The sequence below is a fragment of the Nitrospira sp. NS4 genome, from assembly GCF_049546785.1.
Lineage (GTDB): Bacteria > Nitrospirota > Nitrospiria > Nitrospirales > Nitrospiraceae > Nitrospira_D.
Genome location: NZ_JBMWAN010000003.1, coordinates 53,961 through 69,599 on the forward strand (window position 1 = coordinate 53,961; position 15,639 = coordinate 69,599).

Genomic DNA, 15,639 nt, shown 5'->3' on the forward strand with positions numbered 1-15,639 from the left:
CGCAAGTTTTATACCGAATCGCTTGTGCAAGTGAAGTATAAAATACAGAGATCAAAGACAACCAAGTGGTCGGTTCACTAGCTGACACCATCCTCGAGAGGAGATTTCTGCCCGACAACTGCATCAATAACTACACAGGCCCTGTAGTCTGGGGCCTACAGTGAGGCCATTATAATGATTGGGGTTCAGGCTGCTAGCAGGCTGGTGAAAACCTATTTGTGACCCTGTGCAATCAAGATCGGTTCGAGGTTACGCTCCGGATAAGGATCGCCAGAGGCCGTTCAAAAAGGCCGTAGTGAGCGAAGAGGGGAAAGCGTAATTTCTGCTGTACGCTGATCCTCTGAGCGAGGCGGGAACGCCGCTGGCGGAATGTTTCAACCGCCTGCTAGGGGCGATGGGATTCCATGCAGGGCTTTGCCGCCACACGAGGCTGACGCTTTGGCGAAAACAGAACGGCGAGGAAAAAGATTGTGGTGGCCAGGAGAACAATCGCAGGCCCGGAAGGAATATCCCATGTGGCCGACATCACGACTCCGGCTACGGCGGTAGAGATGCCGATGACCACGGAGTACCACGTGAGCGTTGTCAGGCTATGGGTAAGTTGATAGGCCGTTGAGGCGGGAATGAGGATCATGGCAAACACGAGAATGGCACCCACGGTCTTCAGCGACACGACGACGGTGAGGGCGACGAGGGTCAGCAGCAGAAAGAATATGCCGCGAGCCGGGACGCCGGAGGCCTCAGCCATTTCCTGATCGAACGCAATGAAATACAGTTCTTTGGAGAAGAGCAGGATCAGTCCCAGTACCAGGATGCTGAGTCCGCCGATCACCTGCAGCTCTTCGCTGGTGACGGAAAGGACGCTGCCGAATAAATAGCCATACACTTCCGCGTTATAGGTCTTCATGAGGCCGAGAAAGAGAATCGCGAGGGCCATGGTGGTGGTGTAGAGAATGCCGATCGAGACATCCAGCTTCATCCGGCCCTTTTCCTCCACCCAGCCGGTGATCCAGACCGTGGCGAGTCCAAACACGATCGCTAAAAGCAGGGGGGGCCAGCCCATCAGATAGCCCAATGCCACTCCGGCAAAGGCCGCGTGGGATGTGCCGGCCCCGACAAAGGCCAGCCCGCGCAGCACCACGAAGACGCCGATGACGGAACAGAGCCCCCCCACCATTGCCGCGGCGAGGAGTGAGCGTTGCATGAAATCGTAGGTGAAGAGTTCCAACATGGATAACCAGACAATTAGTGGTGGTGGTGATAGTCCTCGACGATGACCAAATCCTTCTCCGTAATCACCAGGTCTTTCCCGTACACCTGGCGTAGGATGTCAGGCTTCAGGACTTCCGCAGGAGGCCCTGCGGCGAAGAGTCTCGTTTTGAGCAGGACCAGACGATCGACTCGCGACCGGATCATATTGATGTCATGAGTGATCAAGAGCACCGTCAAGCCGAGCTCCTTATGCAGATGCGCGACCAATTCGATGACATTGTGCTGGGTGGTGATGTCCAGGCCGGTGGTGGGTTCGTCGAGGAGCAGCACTTTGGGTTGTTGGGCCAGGGCCCGTGCGATGAAGACCCGCTGCTGCTGCCCGCCTGAAAGGTGTCCCAGCGCAGTATCCCGGTGAGTCTCCATGTCGACGTGCGCCAGCGCTTCCAGGGCTATCTGCCGATCCTGCTTACCCGCGCGCTTGAAGAGCCCGAGTGCTCCGTAGCGTCCCATCATGACGGTTTCTAACACCGTAACGGGAAAGTTCCGGTCCACCACGCCTTTCTGCGGCAAGTAGCCGATTTGGGCCCGATGGTGGCAGCGCAGTTCGCCGCAGGCACAGTCAAAGATTCGCAAATGTCCTTCGATCGGGGCCATCAGGCCGAGCATGGCCCGGCAGAGGGTCGTCTTGCCCGATCCGTTGGGGCCGATGACGCCGACAAATTCTCCGGCTTTGACGGTGAGAGAGATGTCCTGGAGTGCTATGACCCCGGGAAAGCCGAAGGAGGCATGGTCAAATTGAATGATGGAACTGTTCTGAGTCGACACGAGGAAGCGGGCTCCTTCCGGCGCTGAGGAGTCGGAGTGATGTGAGCGTGAGTGTTAAGCGGCCTCGAGCGCGTTGACTAATTGGAGCACATTATAGCGGAGCATGTCGAGGTAGGTCTCGGTTCCGGGGAGGCCCCCCGGGAGGGTGGTCAAGACGACGACCCGCCCGCCGGCTTCCCTGGCGAGCAGATCAGGAATCCTCTGGCTTAGCTGAATTTCCGACACGATCACCTTGATCCGGTCGTGCTTGATCTTCGAGATGAGGGATTGTAGTTGCAGCGCCGAAGGCTCCGTGCCAGATTGCGATTGAATCGTCGCGACAATGTCAAAACCGAACCGTCTGGCCAGATAGGGCCAGGCCGGATGGTGGGCCACGAAGCGGCGATCAGGCAGCCGGTTGACGCGGTCCGATAGGTCCTTGCGCAGCGCGTCCAGCTGTCGCACATAGGCGGTCTGATTCTGGCGGAATTCGGCGGCATGCGCCGGATCGAGCTTGCTGAGTGCGTCGGTGATGTGCCGGACCATCGTCGACACGCTCTCCGGATCCATCCAGATGTGAGGATTGCCGCCGCCCTCGTGATGGTGGTCATCGGCTGCCGACCCGTCCGGCTCCGAGTGATCGCGGATCAAGCTGACTCCTGTCGACGTGGTCACGACCATCAATGACGGACCGCCCGCATTTTTCACCAGTGATGCAACCCATACTTCGAGACCGAGGCCGACTTCGAATAACACGGTCGCTTTGCGTACCGCGACCAGATCGCTGGGTTTCGGCGAGTAGGTGTGCTCGTTTTCATATCCGTTCAAGAGCGAGGTCACGTGAACCCGCTGGCCGCCGATCTGTTCCGTCAGATCTTTGAGTACCGGGATGGTGACGACGACATTGATGGGAGAGGGCGACGCGGCCCGCGCCGGAGTCCCTGACAAGAGGGGACCGAAGAGGGCCATGGGCAGGACGGGGAAGAGGGCTATGCGAAAAATCGCGAGCATGGGCGGGGACGGTAACATCGGGGGTGCGTGATGTCAACGCGCTGAAACGGAGCGGCTTACGGCGAACGGCCGGCCTGCTTGACCCCGATCGTGACTTCCATTAGCGTAGCGCGAACCGTTCAGGAGTTGCGTGCGGTCGAAAGGAGAACGGGATTATGAAAGTTGTCGGGCTCATGTCCGGAACATCGGGTGACGGGGTTGATGCCGCCCTGATCGATATTGTCAAGAAGACATCGGGGCTCCAGGTGCAGATGCTCGCGTTTCATTCTCTGCCCTATCCCCGGTCACTCCAGCAACGTGTCTTGACGGCGTCGGTGTCAGGAACGGTGTCTGAACTGTGTCATTTGAATGCGTTGCTCGGCGAGTGGTTTGCCAATGCGGCTCTCGGGGTCATTCGAGAGGCGGGGCTGCAGCCGAAACAGGTCGACTTGATCGGATCCCATGGCCAAACAGTGCATCATCTGCCCCATGGCACCAAGGACGCCGGGGTCGGTGCCATCCGCTCGACGTTGCAGCTCGCTGAGCCGGCGGTCATCGCCGAACGCACCGGAATTACGACGGTGGCGAATTTCCGCCCTCGCGATATGGCCGCCGGAGGACAAGGTGCGCCGCTCACGCCCGGTGTCCACGCCCTCCTTTTCCGCCATCCCCGGCGTGCGCGACTGGTGGTGAACCTCGGCGGCATCAGCAATGTAACCTATCTGCCCCGCGGCAAAGGAGTCGGTGGCGTCATCGCCTTCGATACCGGCCCTGCCAACATGGTGCTGGACGGGCTCATCTATCGGATCACGAAGGGCCGTATGTCGATGGATCGGGACGGACGTGTTGCGGCGCGCGGGCGTCCCGACGGGCGCCTGCTGGCGAAGCTCTTGGCGCACCCCTATCTCTCAAAGCAGCCGCCCAAATCCACTGGACGGGAAGTCTTCGGGGCGCCGATGGTCGAAGAGTTGCTGGCCGTTCAAGAGGCGCGACAGCTCTCGATGGAAGATCTGCTCGCCACCTGCAGCCGGTGGACGGCCGAGGCGGTCGGAACGGCAAGAAGATGGATTCATGGCGGGGCCATCGATGAAGTGTTTGTCGGCGGGGGCGGGGTGCGAAACCGGGCCATTATGACCCATCTGGCGGACGTGTTTTCCCCCGCGCCCGTCACGACGTTCGATGCGCAGGGATGGGACAGCAAGGCGTTGGAGGCGGTGGCCTTTGGCATCCTCGGGTATCAGACGATCATGGAGCAGTGCGGCAATGTTCCGGCCGTGACCGGCGCCACACATCCGGCTTTACTGGGCTGTATTGTCCCCGGTGGGCCCGGGTGGCTCAGCCGGTTGAAGCGCAGGTCCGGGTAAACGGCACGGATGACGATGGACGCGATTCTCATTGGTGTGGTGGCGGCCGGTGTGTTGCTCCTGGTGTTTTGGGAGCGGGTTCAGTCTCCTGTTGCGGCGAACACCCAGGCGCCTGTCCTTCCGGCCGGAGTGACGCTGGCCCCCGCTCCATTGCTGACGGAGCAGGAGGTGGTCCTCTATAACCTGATACGGATGGCGGTGCAGGACCACTATCTCGTCTTTTCCAAGGTTCCGCTCTGGGCATTCGTCCGCATCGATGCGGCGGGGAAGGCTCGCGCACAGATCTTTCGCGATATTGCCCTCAAGCCTGTGGATTTTGTTCTCCTCCATCCGGGCACGCGCGAGGTGGCGCAGGTGGTTCAGGTCGAAGATGTCCCTTCACGAGGGCCCCAGGCCGACCGGGCGCATGTCGTGAGGTCGGTCCTGGAGGCGGCCGGGATCAAACTGGTGATGTTGCGCTCGCAGCACGCGCACAGTGTGCCGGTGCTGGCCTCGTTGTTGGGGCTTGATCCCGAGGAGTCGTGAAGGACCGCGGCCGATGACGGCGGATTCATCGATACCGGGTCACTCGACCGGAGGTAGCGCCGGATCGGATTTGGCGATGGCGGCGTCGATGGCTTTTCGTGCGACTTCAGCTTCCGAGCTATCCGGGTATTGGTCCACCACCCGTTCGTACATCATGCGGGCCTTGCCCTGATCTCCTAACTTCGAGTAGGTCTGGCCTATTTTCAGGGTGGATGCCGCAAGTTTCTGGCTGAGAGGATAGTAGGACACGACGTTGTAGAACGCGGTGAGTGCGTCTTTGTAGCGCCCCATGCGATATTGGCATTCTCCGATCCAGTACTGAGCGTTTGCAGCGAGGGCGGAATGTCCATGGACTTCGATGAAAAATCGAAACCCGGCCAGAGCCGCTTCATAATCGCGATGCTTGAACTCTTCCATCACTCGGTCATAGAGACGGCGTGACGTGTCTTGAAGCTGGCTCGGGGCGGCCAGCGACGGAGTTGTTGAGAGGAGCAGCGTGGTCACGATGAGCGCTCCGATGGTTCTCAGGTTTTTCACGGTATCCCTCCATGTCAAACGAGACTGCCGGGCAAGACTCGTGCGGAACTTTACGGAAGACAATCGCAATCGTTGTGCCATTAGCAGGCTGCCGGAAGTTCTTTAGAACGGTCACCAACGGAACTTTTCCGACATTGAACATCCTGAGACCGGAAAGCCTGCAGTCATACGCATCTTCGGGAAACAGATTTGTACGGCGCGACCGGGACAACTGTGATGTTTTTGCCGCGCTTCCTCGTGCGTGAAGGGCTTGTGCGCAGGATGTCAGAAATGGAAGAACAAGACGTTCCTCTCCCGGCCGGCGGGCGGGTCCTCGTTGTCGACGCGACAGATGCGCGCTGCTATCCCCTTCCGAGCGCCGCGCTTCGCGATGCCGGCGAGCACGATCGGGTCTATATCCGGCCGGGCATATACGAAGACAAGGTCTTTGTTTCAGATCGACCGGTGTGGCTGATCGGCGCGGGGCGGGATCAGGTGCAAATCTATTGTCGGCGAGGCGGTCCCCTCTACCTGCAGCGCGTCTCCGGAGGAAGGATCGCAGGCATCACGTTTCGCTACGTGGGCAGCGATCAGCATGCGGCGATGAATGTGCTGGATGCCACCTGTGTGATTTCCCGGTGCCGGGCGATGGAGGGAATCCTCTCGGGCGTCATTCTGTACGGACCGGAATGTCGTGTGACGTTCTCGGAGAACGAAGTGTGCCGCAATCGGGAGTCAGGGATTTTCGTGTTTGCCGGCGCGCAACCGCGTGTGGCCGACAATCGTTGCTTCGAGAATCATCATTTCGGCATTGCCGTGCGCGATGAGGGGTCTCTGCCGGAGATTGTCCGCAACCAGTGCGACAGCAACATGCTGAGCGGCATGCTCCTGTTTCATCATGCCGGCGCGCTGCTGGTCGATAATGTGTGCCGAGACAATCAGCAGTGGGGTCTCGTCATGACGCCCGACGCTCATTCCACCCCCGCGTTATCGGAGTTGCCGGGCATGAATCAGCTGGCAGCGAATCCGCGCGGCGCCTGCACCATTACCGATGAGCCGTTGTCGGAGATTGGACGCTAGGAGGCCTCCGTCCTCTTCGAATGCATGCGGCAGTTGGACAGGAGCCCCGGCGGTGCGGGTTCAGGTTGCGTTACGGTGGGGATGGGCGGACGTCGGTGACGTGGGAGAGCGGGCGTGGAAATGAAACGCGTTTCCGCCTTTTTGCTTGGCCCGGTACATCGCGGCATCGGCGTGTTTTAAGAGGTCATCCACACCATGGTCGTCAGACGGGTACACCGTGATGCCGAGGCTGACCCCGACTGATGCGTGACTTTGGCCCAGATCGAACGGTTCAGCAATCGCGTCCGTGATCCGCTGGGCCACAACCGTCATATCCTCTTCGGACGCACAACCTTCCAGAATGATGGTGAATTCGTCCCCGCCCATTCGCGCCACCGTATCGATTTCCCGGACGCAGGTCCGCAGGCGGTCCGCCACCAATTTCAGGAGAAGGTCGCCCACGCTGTGTCCCATCGTATCGTTCACCGCTTTGAACCGGTCCAGGTCGAGCAGCATGAGGCCCAGCGGCCGTTGGAGCCGTTTGCTCCTGGCCATGGCTTGAAGCAGCCGGTCACGGAACAGGGTTCGATTCACCAGGCCGGTCAATTGGTCGTATTGCGCCAGATAGGTCATGCGTTCTTCAGCACGTTTGCGTTCGATCGCATAGCGGATGGAGCGGGCGAGCAGATCGGGGTGCCCCTGGCCTTTGACCAGATAGTCCTGCGCGCCTTGCTGAACGGCTTGGATCGACAGCGCTTGGTCGTTGACACTGCTCAGCACGATGATAGGAATTGTCGGGCAAGTGGCCTGCACATGTTTGAGGGTTGGTATGCCATACGCATCCGGCAGCGAGAGATCGAGCAGAATAGCATCGTAATGACTGCGTCCCAGGCGGGCAAAGGCTGCGCTGAGGCTGGTCACGTGCGTGATGTCGAATTGTTCAAGGCTCCATTCCGCCAGAATATCCTGGGTGAGATGGGCATCAACACTGTCGTCTTCGATCAGCAACAGCTTAATCATTGAGAGCCGTTCCCTCGGCCGTGGAGACTCCAGAGTCTGAGAGACTCCCGTCCTGCAATCCCGAACCACCCTCTCTCGTACGATTGTGAGTATAATGCAACATGTTGGGCAAACAAGGAATTCTCGATATTCTGAGGGTGGGGTGTCTGTGTTGAGTGACTTCGGTATCGGGTCAGAGAGGCAGGTGGGCGGGCAGAAGGCTGTTGTCGGTTCGCCAGAATGGCGGACCGGGACTCATCGGGTGCCGGTGGCTGCGGGGATCAGAGTGAATCCCGGAGCGTCTTTCCGGGTTGGGCAAGGGGAGGGGCTCTGTCTATTCCATCCGTGACAGCACGCGGCTCTCTTCGCGCGGGTAAATACCTCGCCGGATGTCCGGTGGGCCGATGGGGGCTTCACAGTAGTAACCAGGCTCAACCGGCCACAGGAGCATTTGTCCAAACAGCGATCCCTTTATGTGCACATGCCGAACGGTGACGCCCAGTTCATCCGCGTCTTGCTGGATTTCTTGGATGCAGTCCTCCCGTGAGTAGGCTCGTCGAGTCAGGATGAGCGGATCGCCTGTCAATTTGTGATAGGCGATATATTCGTCGGCGCAGCCGGCCGCCAATAATAGCCACGCCATGAGCATGCCGATGTCAGCTGCTGAGGATTTCCGGGTCATCACGGGTAGCCTCCTATTCCGAGAAGAAGTGTACCGCATATGAAGAGGATTGCAATAGGTAGTTGTCGGCCTCCTGAGGGGCGCTCTCTAGTCTATGTCACGACCGTATGTTATCCGAGGCCATCCTGCACCCGGTTAACCAGAAGCGACAAAGTCCGGCTGACCCGACACGCTTTGGCTGCGAGCCCGGAGAAAGCTTTCGACCAAAATGGGGAAGAAGGAAATCGCAGGCGGGGCGAAGCCCCTCCGTTACCTGCTCGATCGCTTCCATGGCGCCACCCGTCCGGCGCTCGCTGCCTGCAATGCCGGGAGGGGAAAGGTGGCCCGGTATCGGAGGGGTCCTCCGTTCAAGGACACGCAGCAGCATGTCAGACAGGCGAGAGCCTACCGCCGCGCTTACCCATCAACGGCGAGCGTCGTATCTCTTCACGGGGACTTGCTGTCACAGAGCTGAAATGGTCGGTAACAATGGCTGGACTGGAGGGAATGCGAAGCGCGGCTAGACCGGTTTTTCAGCCACGTACTCGATGTACTTCCAAAACTCCTTCGCCTCTTCTTCGTTCAAGACCACCGGCGTGTTGTTTGCCATGCCGGACAGGTAGATCTTCACTGACACGGCATCGTGCCAGACCTGGACTTCGCAATGCGTCACGTTGTCTAGATTCAGCGCACGATTGCCGATTCGAACAAAGTGCATCTGCGGACTCCTCCTGATTTGGCAAAGGTGGATTGATGCTACAACAGGGGAGAGTATTCGGCAAAGCAACTTACACATTCCTGATCGTGCCGGAAAAGCATAGCGGCGGGAGGCAGCTGAGATATGTTCAACTCACGGCCGAGATGGCTGTCCCGGTTTCCTTTCAGGCACGGAGCCAAGGCTCAATGGTGCGGCCCGTGAAGCGATTTGTGACCACCCTCGCCGGTTATGCCCCAATCCTCATGCGGTCGCACTCGTTGCTATCTGGTTCGGCTCAGTCCTTATGGACAGGACCGGCTCGATGAAAAGACCGGTGGACCAGAGTTGTCTTGGAAGGAGAAAAATTGCGCCCGAGAAAACACGGGGGGTACTTCAGTCTGTCCTGCCTGGTCCCGGGCTCCCTGGACTGAGACAGAGAATAGGCTAAACTATCAGCGCCTTACCCGGACGGACACTCTCCGTTACCCCTACAGGGATGCCGAACAGGGAAGGCATTGGTCTTGCTCCGCACCATTCATACTACTCGCCATGGGTAGCAGTTGTCCTGACAACACCGGAGGTACCTACTATGCGGGCAAGGATCACATTGTTGTTGTTTGCTGTAATGCTGGCTCCACACCAGCCGCTCTATGCCGCGAGCAAACAGGCGTTTCCAGGGGCAAGCGGGCGGCCCTTCCAGGCATTAACCCAATACATTACCGATCTCCAAACGGAAATGAACACATTCACGCAGCAGCTCATGGAGTTGCAACTGACGGCTCAGCAGTTACAGGCGCAGATTGCTTCCTCTGTAACCGATGTGTCCACGCTGCAATCACAGCTATCAACGGTTCAAGCCCAGATCGTCATGGTACAGACACAAATCAATTTTCTGCAGGATGCCTTGAATACCAAACAGGGGGCGATCACTGGGTCCTGCCCCAGCGGTAGCTCGATCCGGCAAATCAATCCCGACGGGTCCGTGATCTGTCAGGAGGACTCTTCTTCCGGTTCTGGTGTCGGACAATTCGTCACGAAAATAAGTCCGGTGCAGACGGCCTCCTTCGGGCAATCCGTTTCCTATGCGATGAGCTGCCCGTCCGGCTATATCCTGTCGAACGTCGGCTATAGTTCCAGTGCCTATGTCACCATCAATCAGGCGGCATACCCTTCCCTTGCGACGGGGTTTGTTGTTGGATCGCATTCCAACGCGGCGTTCAGCGACCGGCAGGGATTTTTCCAGCTATATCTTCGTTGCCAGGCCGCTTCTCCCACCGGTCCTTCCGGTTTCTGAAGTTCTCATCCGAGCCGTCATGCGGTAGGGCTCCACTCAGTAAGGGTGGAGCCCGTACTGCGACAAGGCGTGGAGGCCTGCCGCGCAGAATGCTCTTAGCCCTGCCTGGCTCAGTGTTCCGTTGTGCGGGTAAGGCCAAGAGTCTGCTGAGATCCTAAACCCGATCTCGCCCTATGCGGGTTCGAGATCCTGGATCGGGTTCGAGCAGAGAGCAGCGCAGCCGGCTGATTGTGCCGGTACGCGACTTCCAGGAAATTCCGCTGTTAGTTTTTGAAAGACTAGAGAGAGGATTGGTTCCGGGGAGAGGATTAGGAGATAATTTAATCCCGCCGATACGCATTATTCTGAAGTGAGGGGAATCAGAATCTTGGTGGCCGAACTTCTGGATAAGCGTATGAGGGGATCGTGAACGAGTGCGGTTCCCTTGACGTACGAGGAACGTGTGCGCCCATTCCAATTGAGCACAGAACTCAGACAGGGAGAATCGGAGGGCATGGGAGGAGAACCCACCGACTCACTTCTATTAAGCGTCAGAAACGAGGCAACCGGTGTCAGTGCAAGCTAGTGAGGCGCTTCCTCGACAGTCCAAGGAGCATCACAAGGCCGAAGCCAAGTAACAGCAGAGAAGAGGGTTCGGGAACGCGGGCCGGAACCCTATTGAACCGGATTCGATCGAGAGTTGCAGGATTCTCCCATCCACCGATGAAGAGTGTCTGCATAAATGGATCACGATCCAAACTTCCAATTTGCGCAATTTCGGCTTCCATGCCACCGCCATACTCCAAAGGGAACCGGCTCGTCGCTCCCCCAACAAATAAGCCATTAGTGTCAAAGGCATATATTGTGTGCACGTCCTGATTAAAGCTCCCCGCAATTTCAAAGAAATTGGTGGGTCGGTCAAACTCAATCATCAGAGCAGAAAACCCACTCGAACTACCTGTCGGGCATCCCCCCACGCTCCAACAGCCAGGAGCATCACTCGGGCGCCTAAACGCTCCGAAGGTATGCGTCCCAGTGGGAGCTCCCCACCATGTACCCGTTTCGACATAGACGGGGGTATAAACAGCAGTAGGGCTATTAAGACCATACCCAGAAGGTGGGACAGCTCCAACTCTGTTGTAAAGGTTAGTGCTACTCGCACCCTCATAGCTACTGATTCTATACATCGTCACCCCTTCAAATAGATTGGTGACATTGGTTCCGACCCGGAACATATCCGGTTCGAGTTCCATCAGAAGAGCCTCGGCTGGGGTGTAGGCAAGGCTCAAGGTTAGCAGAGATAGGCTCAACGCGAACAACATCGCCCGTATAACGGATTTTGGCGTCTTCATGTCCTCTCCTTCCTCTTAGTTGAGCGGACCATGGGCGTGCCTAACAAATATAGCGCTCCCTCGTTAGAGGGGGCTCAATGAAACGTTGATTGTGGAGTGTGGAATGGTTGTATTGTACAGGGGATAAGATACAGTCAGCCTGACTGTTTCCACGACTGCCACGGCGGCACCTAAAGAGGGGCAGCATGTCACGACACGAGTCAGCGTTGAATGGCATCCCTACACCTAGTTTCATGGTCTTATACCTACCTGACCAGATTGAACGCCACTATCGGCCATCGTCTGATTCTGTTATCGAATTCTTAAATGGTCCTATTGTCATGGTTCGTATGACAAGACGAGGAGCGAAGAGGCGGAAAGACAGCACGCATTCGATAACAACACTAACTGCGGTGTAAACATTAAGGTGATGAAGGCCGCTCGTGGGGGGCGTGTCGACGGTATATTTGGATGGAGGTGAAAGTGTTTTCTGTGGCAGGCGTGGGATTCTTGCGGGCAATATCTGCTACTTGCTCACGAACTGTGTCCTTTTCCTCCACTCCCACGGCGGTACGGGTTGAGGCTCCGCCCATAGCCCATGCCTCGCGTCTTTTGCCTCAGTCTTAAGACCCTCAAGCTCTGTATTGCCTGCTGCATATTACCGATAGCACCAGCACCAGTCGTCTTTGACGAGAGCGCGATGGACATTCGTTTTGTCCACCAGCACCACTCCTTGGTCAGTTGAGTACAAATGCCCCAATTAGTTTGGCTCTGCGGGGCAGATCACCACGTGGCGTTGCCATTCATACCGATCATTCTACTGATTGGCGTATCATTCGATGCACGTCACTGCTTATTAGGTTGGGCATAGCGATTGCGTTTCACTCCGCTACAACAATGAGGAACGGTACGGGGTTCGTAGCATAGCTTCCACGGCTTGGCCGGAGCCGCTCGGATGATTGGAGCGCGCGCTCATGCTAATCCCGAGTCAGTTCCATAGCCGTATCGGCTCACCCAGGTTCCCAGCAAACCCGCACTCACTGCTTCAGCGCGCGCATTGCGATCTGTCCCTACAGACAAATGGGTGGAGGTCCTTCTGTGCAATCTCCCCGCATGTCCCTGAATGTATCCATGGGCCCAGAGTGCGGGTCTATCTCTGGCGCTGATGCTGATAAGGAACGGTGAGGACAAGGAAGGGGGTGGTAAGCAGCACCAGGCAACGATCAATGACGAAGAGTGGGCCAAACAGCAGGTATCGAGTGCATTAACAACAGACCAGTAAGAGGAGGGTACCAAGATGAGAAGATTTCTAGCTGTGATTGTCGGTATCATTTTGATGAGCGTGGGAGAGGGAGGCCTGAGGAGTCAGGAAGTAAGCGCCGCCCCGCCCACGACTCCAACCGATCTGAATGGCGTGACCCAGAACTGGGACAAGAACCTGCCAAGCGCCTCGCGCTTTACCGTCTTGGCAGCCTTTGGCAATCAAGCCGTGCGGGACAATAATACCGGGCTGGTATGGGAGCAGGCGCCCGATGCTACTCCTCGCGCGTTCGCCGAAGCGATTTTGCACTGCCTAAATCGGACAGTGGGCGGCACGACCGGCTGGCGAATGCCCTCGGTGGTTGAGTTGAAGAGCCTGCAGGATCCGGCTCTGCCGGCACCTTTTGTCCCAGCCACTATCTTCACTGGCGTCCAGCCAGACATTTATTCGGTGACTACATATAGCCCTGATCCCATCGCAACCTGGCTCGTTTACTTCGCCCCCGGAGCCGAGATCACCGCAACCCAGAGAAGCTCCGTCAACCATGTCTGGTGTGTGCGCGGTCCGATGCAAGAGTCTGTGTATTGAAGCTTCGGTAATTGGAGTGATTGATCTATTGGGGGCAGGGGGCGAAAGCCTCCTGCCTCTCTGCGAAACGCTGATGGCACTCACGGTCTACATCGAGGAGGTCGTGCTTAGGGCACAAGCCCTGGCCTTGGGGGGCGACGAAGCCGCCAGTGGGCAGGTGTCAAGAAAGTGGAACGGGCTTCCGAGACAAACTAATTGCTCTGCCTCCGCCACTATAATGACGGCACCGGCTGCGGATCAGCCCACAAGCCTTTCCTCGCCCCTCGTGCTTCCTTTTCTAGCCCTTCTAGCACCGTATCGCCTGGCGCATATTTGCGATACCACCAGCACCAGCCTTGCTCAACGAGTTCCTGATTCAGGTTGGTCCCATATGGGCAGGAACACATCCGCAATGGTACGTCTGTAATTGACGTGGCCGTGCATCTCGACGGTGATTTCTTTCCCGAAGGCAAGGCCTTAGTCAGCGTGCTTTGTGTGTGGGTCGATTGCCTTCCTGTTCATGTCCGGCAGGTTACCTGTTGAGGTCTGCCAAAAAATCCATTACACGAACAAAAGCGGCGGCTCCATTGCTGGAACCGCCGTCTGTGATGCCGTGATGTGCTAAGGTTACGCTGCCGGGTGTTTCTGTCGCCACGCTGCCAGCATCGCAAGGCCGACGCCGAGTAATAGCAAGGAGGTGGGTTCGGGGACACCCGATGCTTGAGGCATGACATGCCAACTCTCCTCCCAACCATGCTCAAGTGCGCAGCCGGGGCAATCATTCCAATTATAAAACTCCGATATTTCTAATAGAAACATATTTGGAGTGCTAGGTGCGGGAAATGAGGGGTCGTTGGTTTCTCCGATGATACTAGCGCGAAACCAAGTGTAATCCGAAATTCCCGAATCCGACGTCACTGAAAGGTGCTTACCATCTGAGAAAGTGGAGGGGGTAAATAGATAAGAATTCAGATCAGTATCAACTGTACGATTCAACAGTTTATTGGTGTCAAAATCTACAGTCGTCCCATCGAAGGTAAAATACAACGTACCTCCGCGGCAAAAACTACAGATGGTCGAGTCGAGGTCGAGTGAAAAATCTAAGGGCAACGCTTTTGCGGGGGATGGGTGAAGGACGCCCCCCAGGACGCAAGACAGAAAGACCCCGACTGCCATCAGCCGCAATCGGTCAACTGGCACCGTCGCGCGGATCGTTGGTGTTGGCATTTCCATGGACTCACCTGTGTCCGTGATGGGCTCAGCGTATGCCTTTGCCACGAACAAAGCGATCCCTCGTTGGGGGGGGGGTATGTAAGAATACGTAATGTGTTGTGGAAGCTCATATGCCATCGGATTACTTAGCTTCCGGCTCCTATGGCAGGGCCACAGTGTTCACCATATTCGATCCAAAAAGCGAAATTGCGGATGATAGAGGACCCTGGTCAATGCGCGAACCGCAAGAGATCCGGTCGCCGGAAATGGGGGTGTTGAATTTGAATTCGGCGTGCACCGCAATGTCGTGCCCCTTGAGTATCGCTTTGACCGAATAGTCACCGGGGAGAGATTCTGTCCAAGCTCGATTCGCAGGATCTACTTGGAACACGGCGTTAAAAACAGGTACTGCGGTTGCTCCGTCCCATGGCAGATACTGAATGCGCATCACCCCACTGTAAATTTTGTCTTCGTCAACCCCGCTTACCGAGATGTCACAGGTTGCAGTCCAACTGGAGGTCCTCGGATCGTTTTCTATCGTAAGAGAGTTGGACTTATTGAACCCTGTGGCCCACGATGTCCCAACGAAGAGTACGATGATGAAACTGCTTATCAGGCCCCACAGCACAGCTCTCTCAAATATTCCTATCCATTTCTCCGACCCTGTTACATGCTGGCTCGACATGATTCCCTCCTTTATCCCGCTGCAGCTAGGTTGGTGTTCTTTCTCCTGTCCTGCTGATGGGGACCTCAATCAAACATGGGAACTGCCCGTACAAGAGAAGAGTAGCGGCCGCATTGGCAGGTGACGGAACAGTGTACGTGAAAGCGACGGTGAGGGGGAATTGCGAAGGGCCTGGGAGCCTCGGAGAGTGACGTATTGTAGTAAGGATCCCGATTTAGCCCAACCGTGGAGGCTGTGGGACTTCACCGCGTATTGAGACGTGACCTGATCGACACGGAAAGAAACACGGACAATTAAGCCGCTTTTATGGGTGCCGGGATGAAGTGAAGTTGCTAAGTGTTTGAAAGGGTTGGTTGCGGGGAGAGGATTTGAACCTCTGACCTTTGGGTTATGAGCCCAACGAGCTACCAGGCTGCTCCACCCCGCAGGCGGAGACTAACAAACGGTTAGACGGCAAGTCAAGCGAACCGGCGACACCGTTGC

Annotated in this window: 16 protein-coding genes and 1 tRNA gene; 5 read left to right on the forward strand and 12 right to left on the reverse strand. The window is 57.1% G+C overall.

All coding sequences use genetic code 11. From position 1 onward, the window contains the following. Positions 1-385: 385 nt before the first annotated feature. From ACO9S2_RS08875 to ACO9S2_RS08885, 3 genes are read right to left on the reverse strand one after another with little or no spacing between them, the layout of a single operon-like run. On the reverse strand, positions 386-1,204 hold the full coding sequence (locus tag ACO9S2_RS08875; RefSeq protein WP_423721642.1) for a metal ABC transporter permease: 819 nt from the start codon (positions 1,202-1,204) through the stop codon (positions 386-388). A gap of 41 nt (positions 1,205-1,245) precedes the next feature. Continuing rightward, entirely contained in the window at positions 1,246-2,037 is a 792-nt protein-coding gene (locus ACO9S2_RS08880) for a metal ABC transporter ATP-binding protein (RefSeq protein WP_423721643.1), read from the reverse strand. A 54-nt stretch (positions 2,038-2,091) separates the two neighbouring features. Further along, positions 2,092-3,045 (reverse strand): metal ABC transporter substrate-binding protein, encoded by a 954-nt coding sequence (locus ACO9S2_RS08885; RefSeq protein WP_423721644.1) that lies wholly within the window; start codon positions 3,043-3,045, stop codon positions 2,092-2,094. A 137-nt stretch (positions 3,046-3,182) separates the two neighbouring features. On the opposite strand from ACO9S2_RS08885, the gene ACO9S2_RS08890 reads away from it, so the two are divergent. Further along, complete coding sequence (locus ACO9S2_RS08890; protein WP_423721645.1) at positions 3,183-4,370, forward strand: anhydro-N-acetylmuramic acid kinase; 1,188 nt, start codon at positions 3,183-3,185, stop codon at positions 4,368-4,370. A gap of 15 nt (positions 4,371-4,385) precedes the next feature. Then, a complete protein-coding gene (locus tag ACO9S2_RS08895; RefSeq protein ID WP_423721646.1) occupies positions 4,386-4,895 on the forward strand; it encodes a DUF2726 domain-containing protein in 510 nt (169 codons plus the stop codon). A gap of 39 nt (positions 4,896-4,934) precedes the next feature. Here ACO9S2_RS08895 and ybgF read toward each other — a convergent pair whose 3' ends face one another. Further along, positions 4,935-5,432, reverse strand: coding sequence for a tol-pal system protein YbgF (gene ybgF, locus ACO9S2_RS08900; RefSeq protein WP_423721647.1), 498 nt, complete (start codon positions 5,430-5,432; stop codon positions 4,935-4,937). A gap of 270 nt (positions 5,433-5,702) precedes the next feature. On the opposite strand from ybgF, the gene ACO9S2_RS08905 reads away from it, so the two are divergent. Then, positions 5,703-6,491, forward strand: a complete 789-nt coding sequence (locus ACO9S2_RS08905) for a right-handed parallel beta-helix repeat-containing protein (RefSeq protein ID WP_423721648.1) — start codon at positions 5,703-5,705, stop codon at positions 6,489-6,491. Positions 6,492-6,551: 60 nt separating this feature from the next. On the opposite strand, the gene ACO9S2_RS08910 is transcribed toward ACO9S2_RS08905, so the two are convergent. The 3 genes from ACO9S2_RS08910 to ACO9S2_RS08920 all read right to left on the reverse strand — a co-directional run bounded on the left by ACO9S2_RS08910 (position 6,552) and on the right by ACO9S2_RS08920 (position 8,848). Further along, entirely contained in the window at positions 6,552-7,490 is a 939-nt protein-coding gene (locus tag ACO9S2_RS08910) for a diguanylate cyclase domain-containing protein (protein WP_423721649.1), read from the reverse strand. 313 nt (positions 7,491-7,803) lie between these two features. Further along, complete coding sequence (locus ACO9S2_RS08915; protein WP_423721651.1) at positions 7,804-8,154, reverse strand: hypothetical protein; 351 nt, start codon at positions 8,152-8,154, stop codon at positions 7,804-7,806. A 496-nt stretch (positions 8,155-8,650) separates the two neighbouring features. Further along, positions 8,651-8,848, reverse strand: coding sequence for a hypothetical protein (locus ACO9S2_RS08920; RefSeq protein ID WP_423721652.1), 198 nt, complete (start codon positions 8,846-8,848; stop codon positions 8,651-8,653). A gap of 568 nt (positions 8,849-9,416) precedes the next feature. Between ACO9S2_RS08920 and ACO9S2_RS08925 the strand changes: the two genes are divergently transcribed. Further along, positions 9,417-10,121 (forward strand): hypothetical protein, encoded by a 705-nt coding sequence (locus ACO9S2_RS08925; RefSeq protein WP_423721653.1) that lies wholly within the window; start codon positions 9,417-9,419, stop codon positions 10,119-10,121. A gap of 551 nt (positions 10,122-10,672) precedes the next feature. Here ACO9S2_RS08925 and ACO9S2_RS08930 read toward each other — a convergent pair. Then, positions 10,673-11,452 (reverse strand): PEP-CTERM sorting domain-containing protein, encoded by a 780-nt coding sequence (locus tag ACO9S2_RS08930; protein WP_423721654.1) that lies wholly within the window; start codon positions 11,450-11,452, stop codon positions 10,673-10,675. A 1,276-nt stretch (positions 11,453-12,728) separates the two neighbouring features. Here ACO9S2_RS08930 and ACO9S2_RS08935 point away from each other — a divergent pair. After that, complete coding sequence (locus tag ACO9S2_RS08935; RefSeq protein ID WP_423721655.1) at positions 12,729-13,280, forward strand: DUF1566 domain-containing protein; 552 nt, start codon at positions 12,729-12,731, stop codon at positions 13,278-13,280. 212 nt (positions 13,281-13,492) lie between these two features. On the opposite strand, the gene ACO9S2_RS08940 is transcribed toward ACO9S2_RS08935, so the two are convergent. The 4 genes from ACO9S2_RS08940 to ACO9S2_RS08955 form a co-directional block, all read right to left on the reverse strand. Beyond that, positions 13,493-13,666: a thermonuclease family protein gene (locus ACO9S2_RS08940; protein WP_423721656.1), complete on the reverse strand. Its 174-nt coding sequence runs from the start codon at positions 13,664-13,666 to the stop codon at positions 13,493-13,495. Between the two features lie 220 nt (positions 13,667-13,886). Further along, the gene (locus ACO9S2_RS08945; protein ID WP_423721657.1) at positions 13,887-14,492 is read right to left on the reverse strand and encodes a PEP-CTERM sorting domain-containing protein; all 606 of its coding nucleotides are present in this window, start codon (positions 14,490-14,492) and stop codon (positions 13,887-13,889) included. Positions 14,493-14,631: 139 nt separating this feature from the next. Further along, on the reverse strand, positions 14,632-15,156 hold the full coding sequence (locus tag ACO9S2_RS08950) for a hypothetical protein (RefSeq protein ID WP_423721658.1): 525 nt from the start codon (positions 15,154-15,156) through the stop codon (positions 14,632-14,634). A 350-nt stretch (positions 15,157-15,506) separates the two neighbouring features. Next, a tRNA-Met gene (locus tag ACO9S2_RS08955) sits at positions 15,507-15,583 on the reverse strand. Between the last annotated feature and the right edge of the window lie 56 nt (positions 15,584-15,639).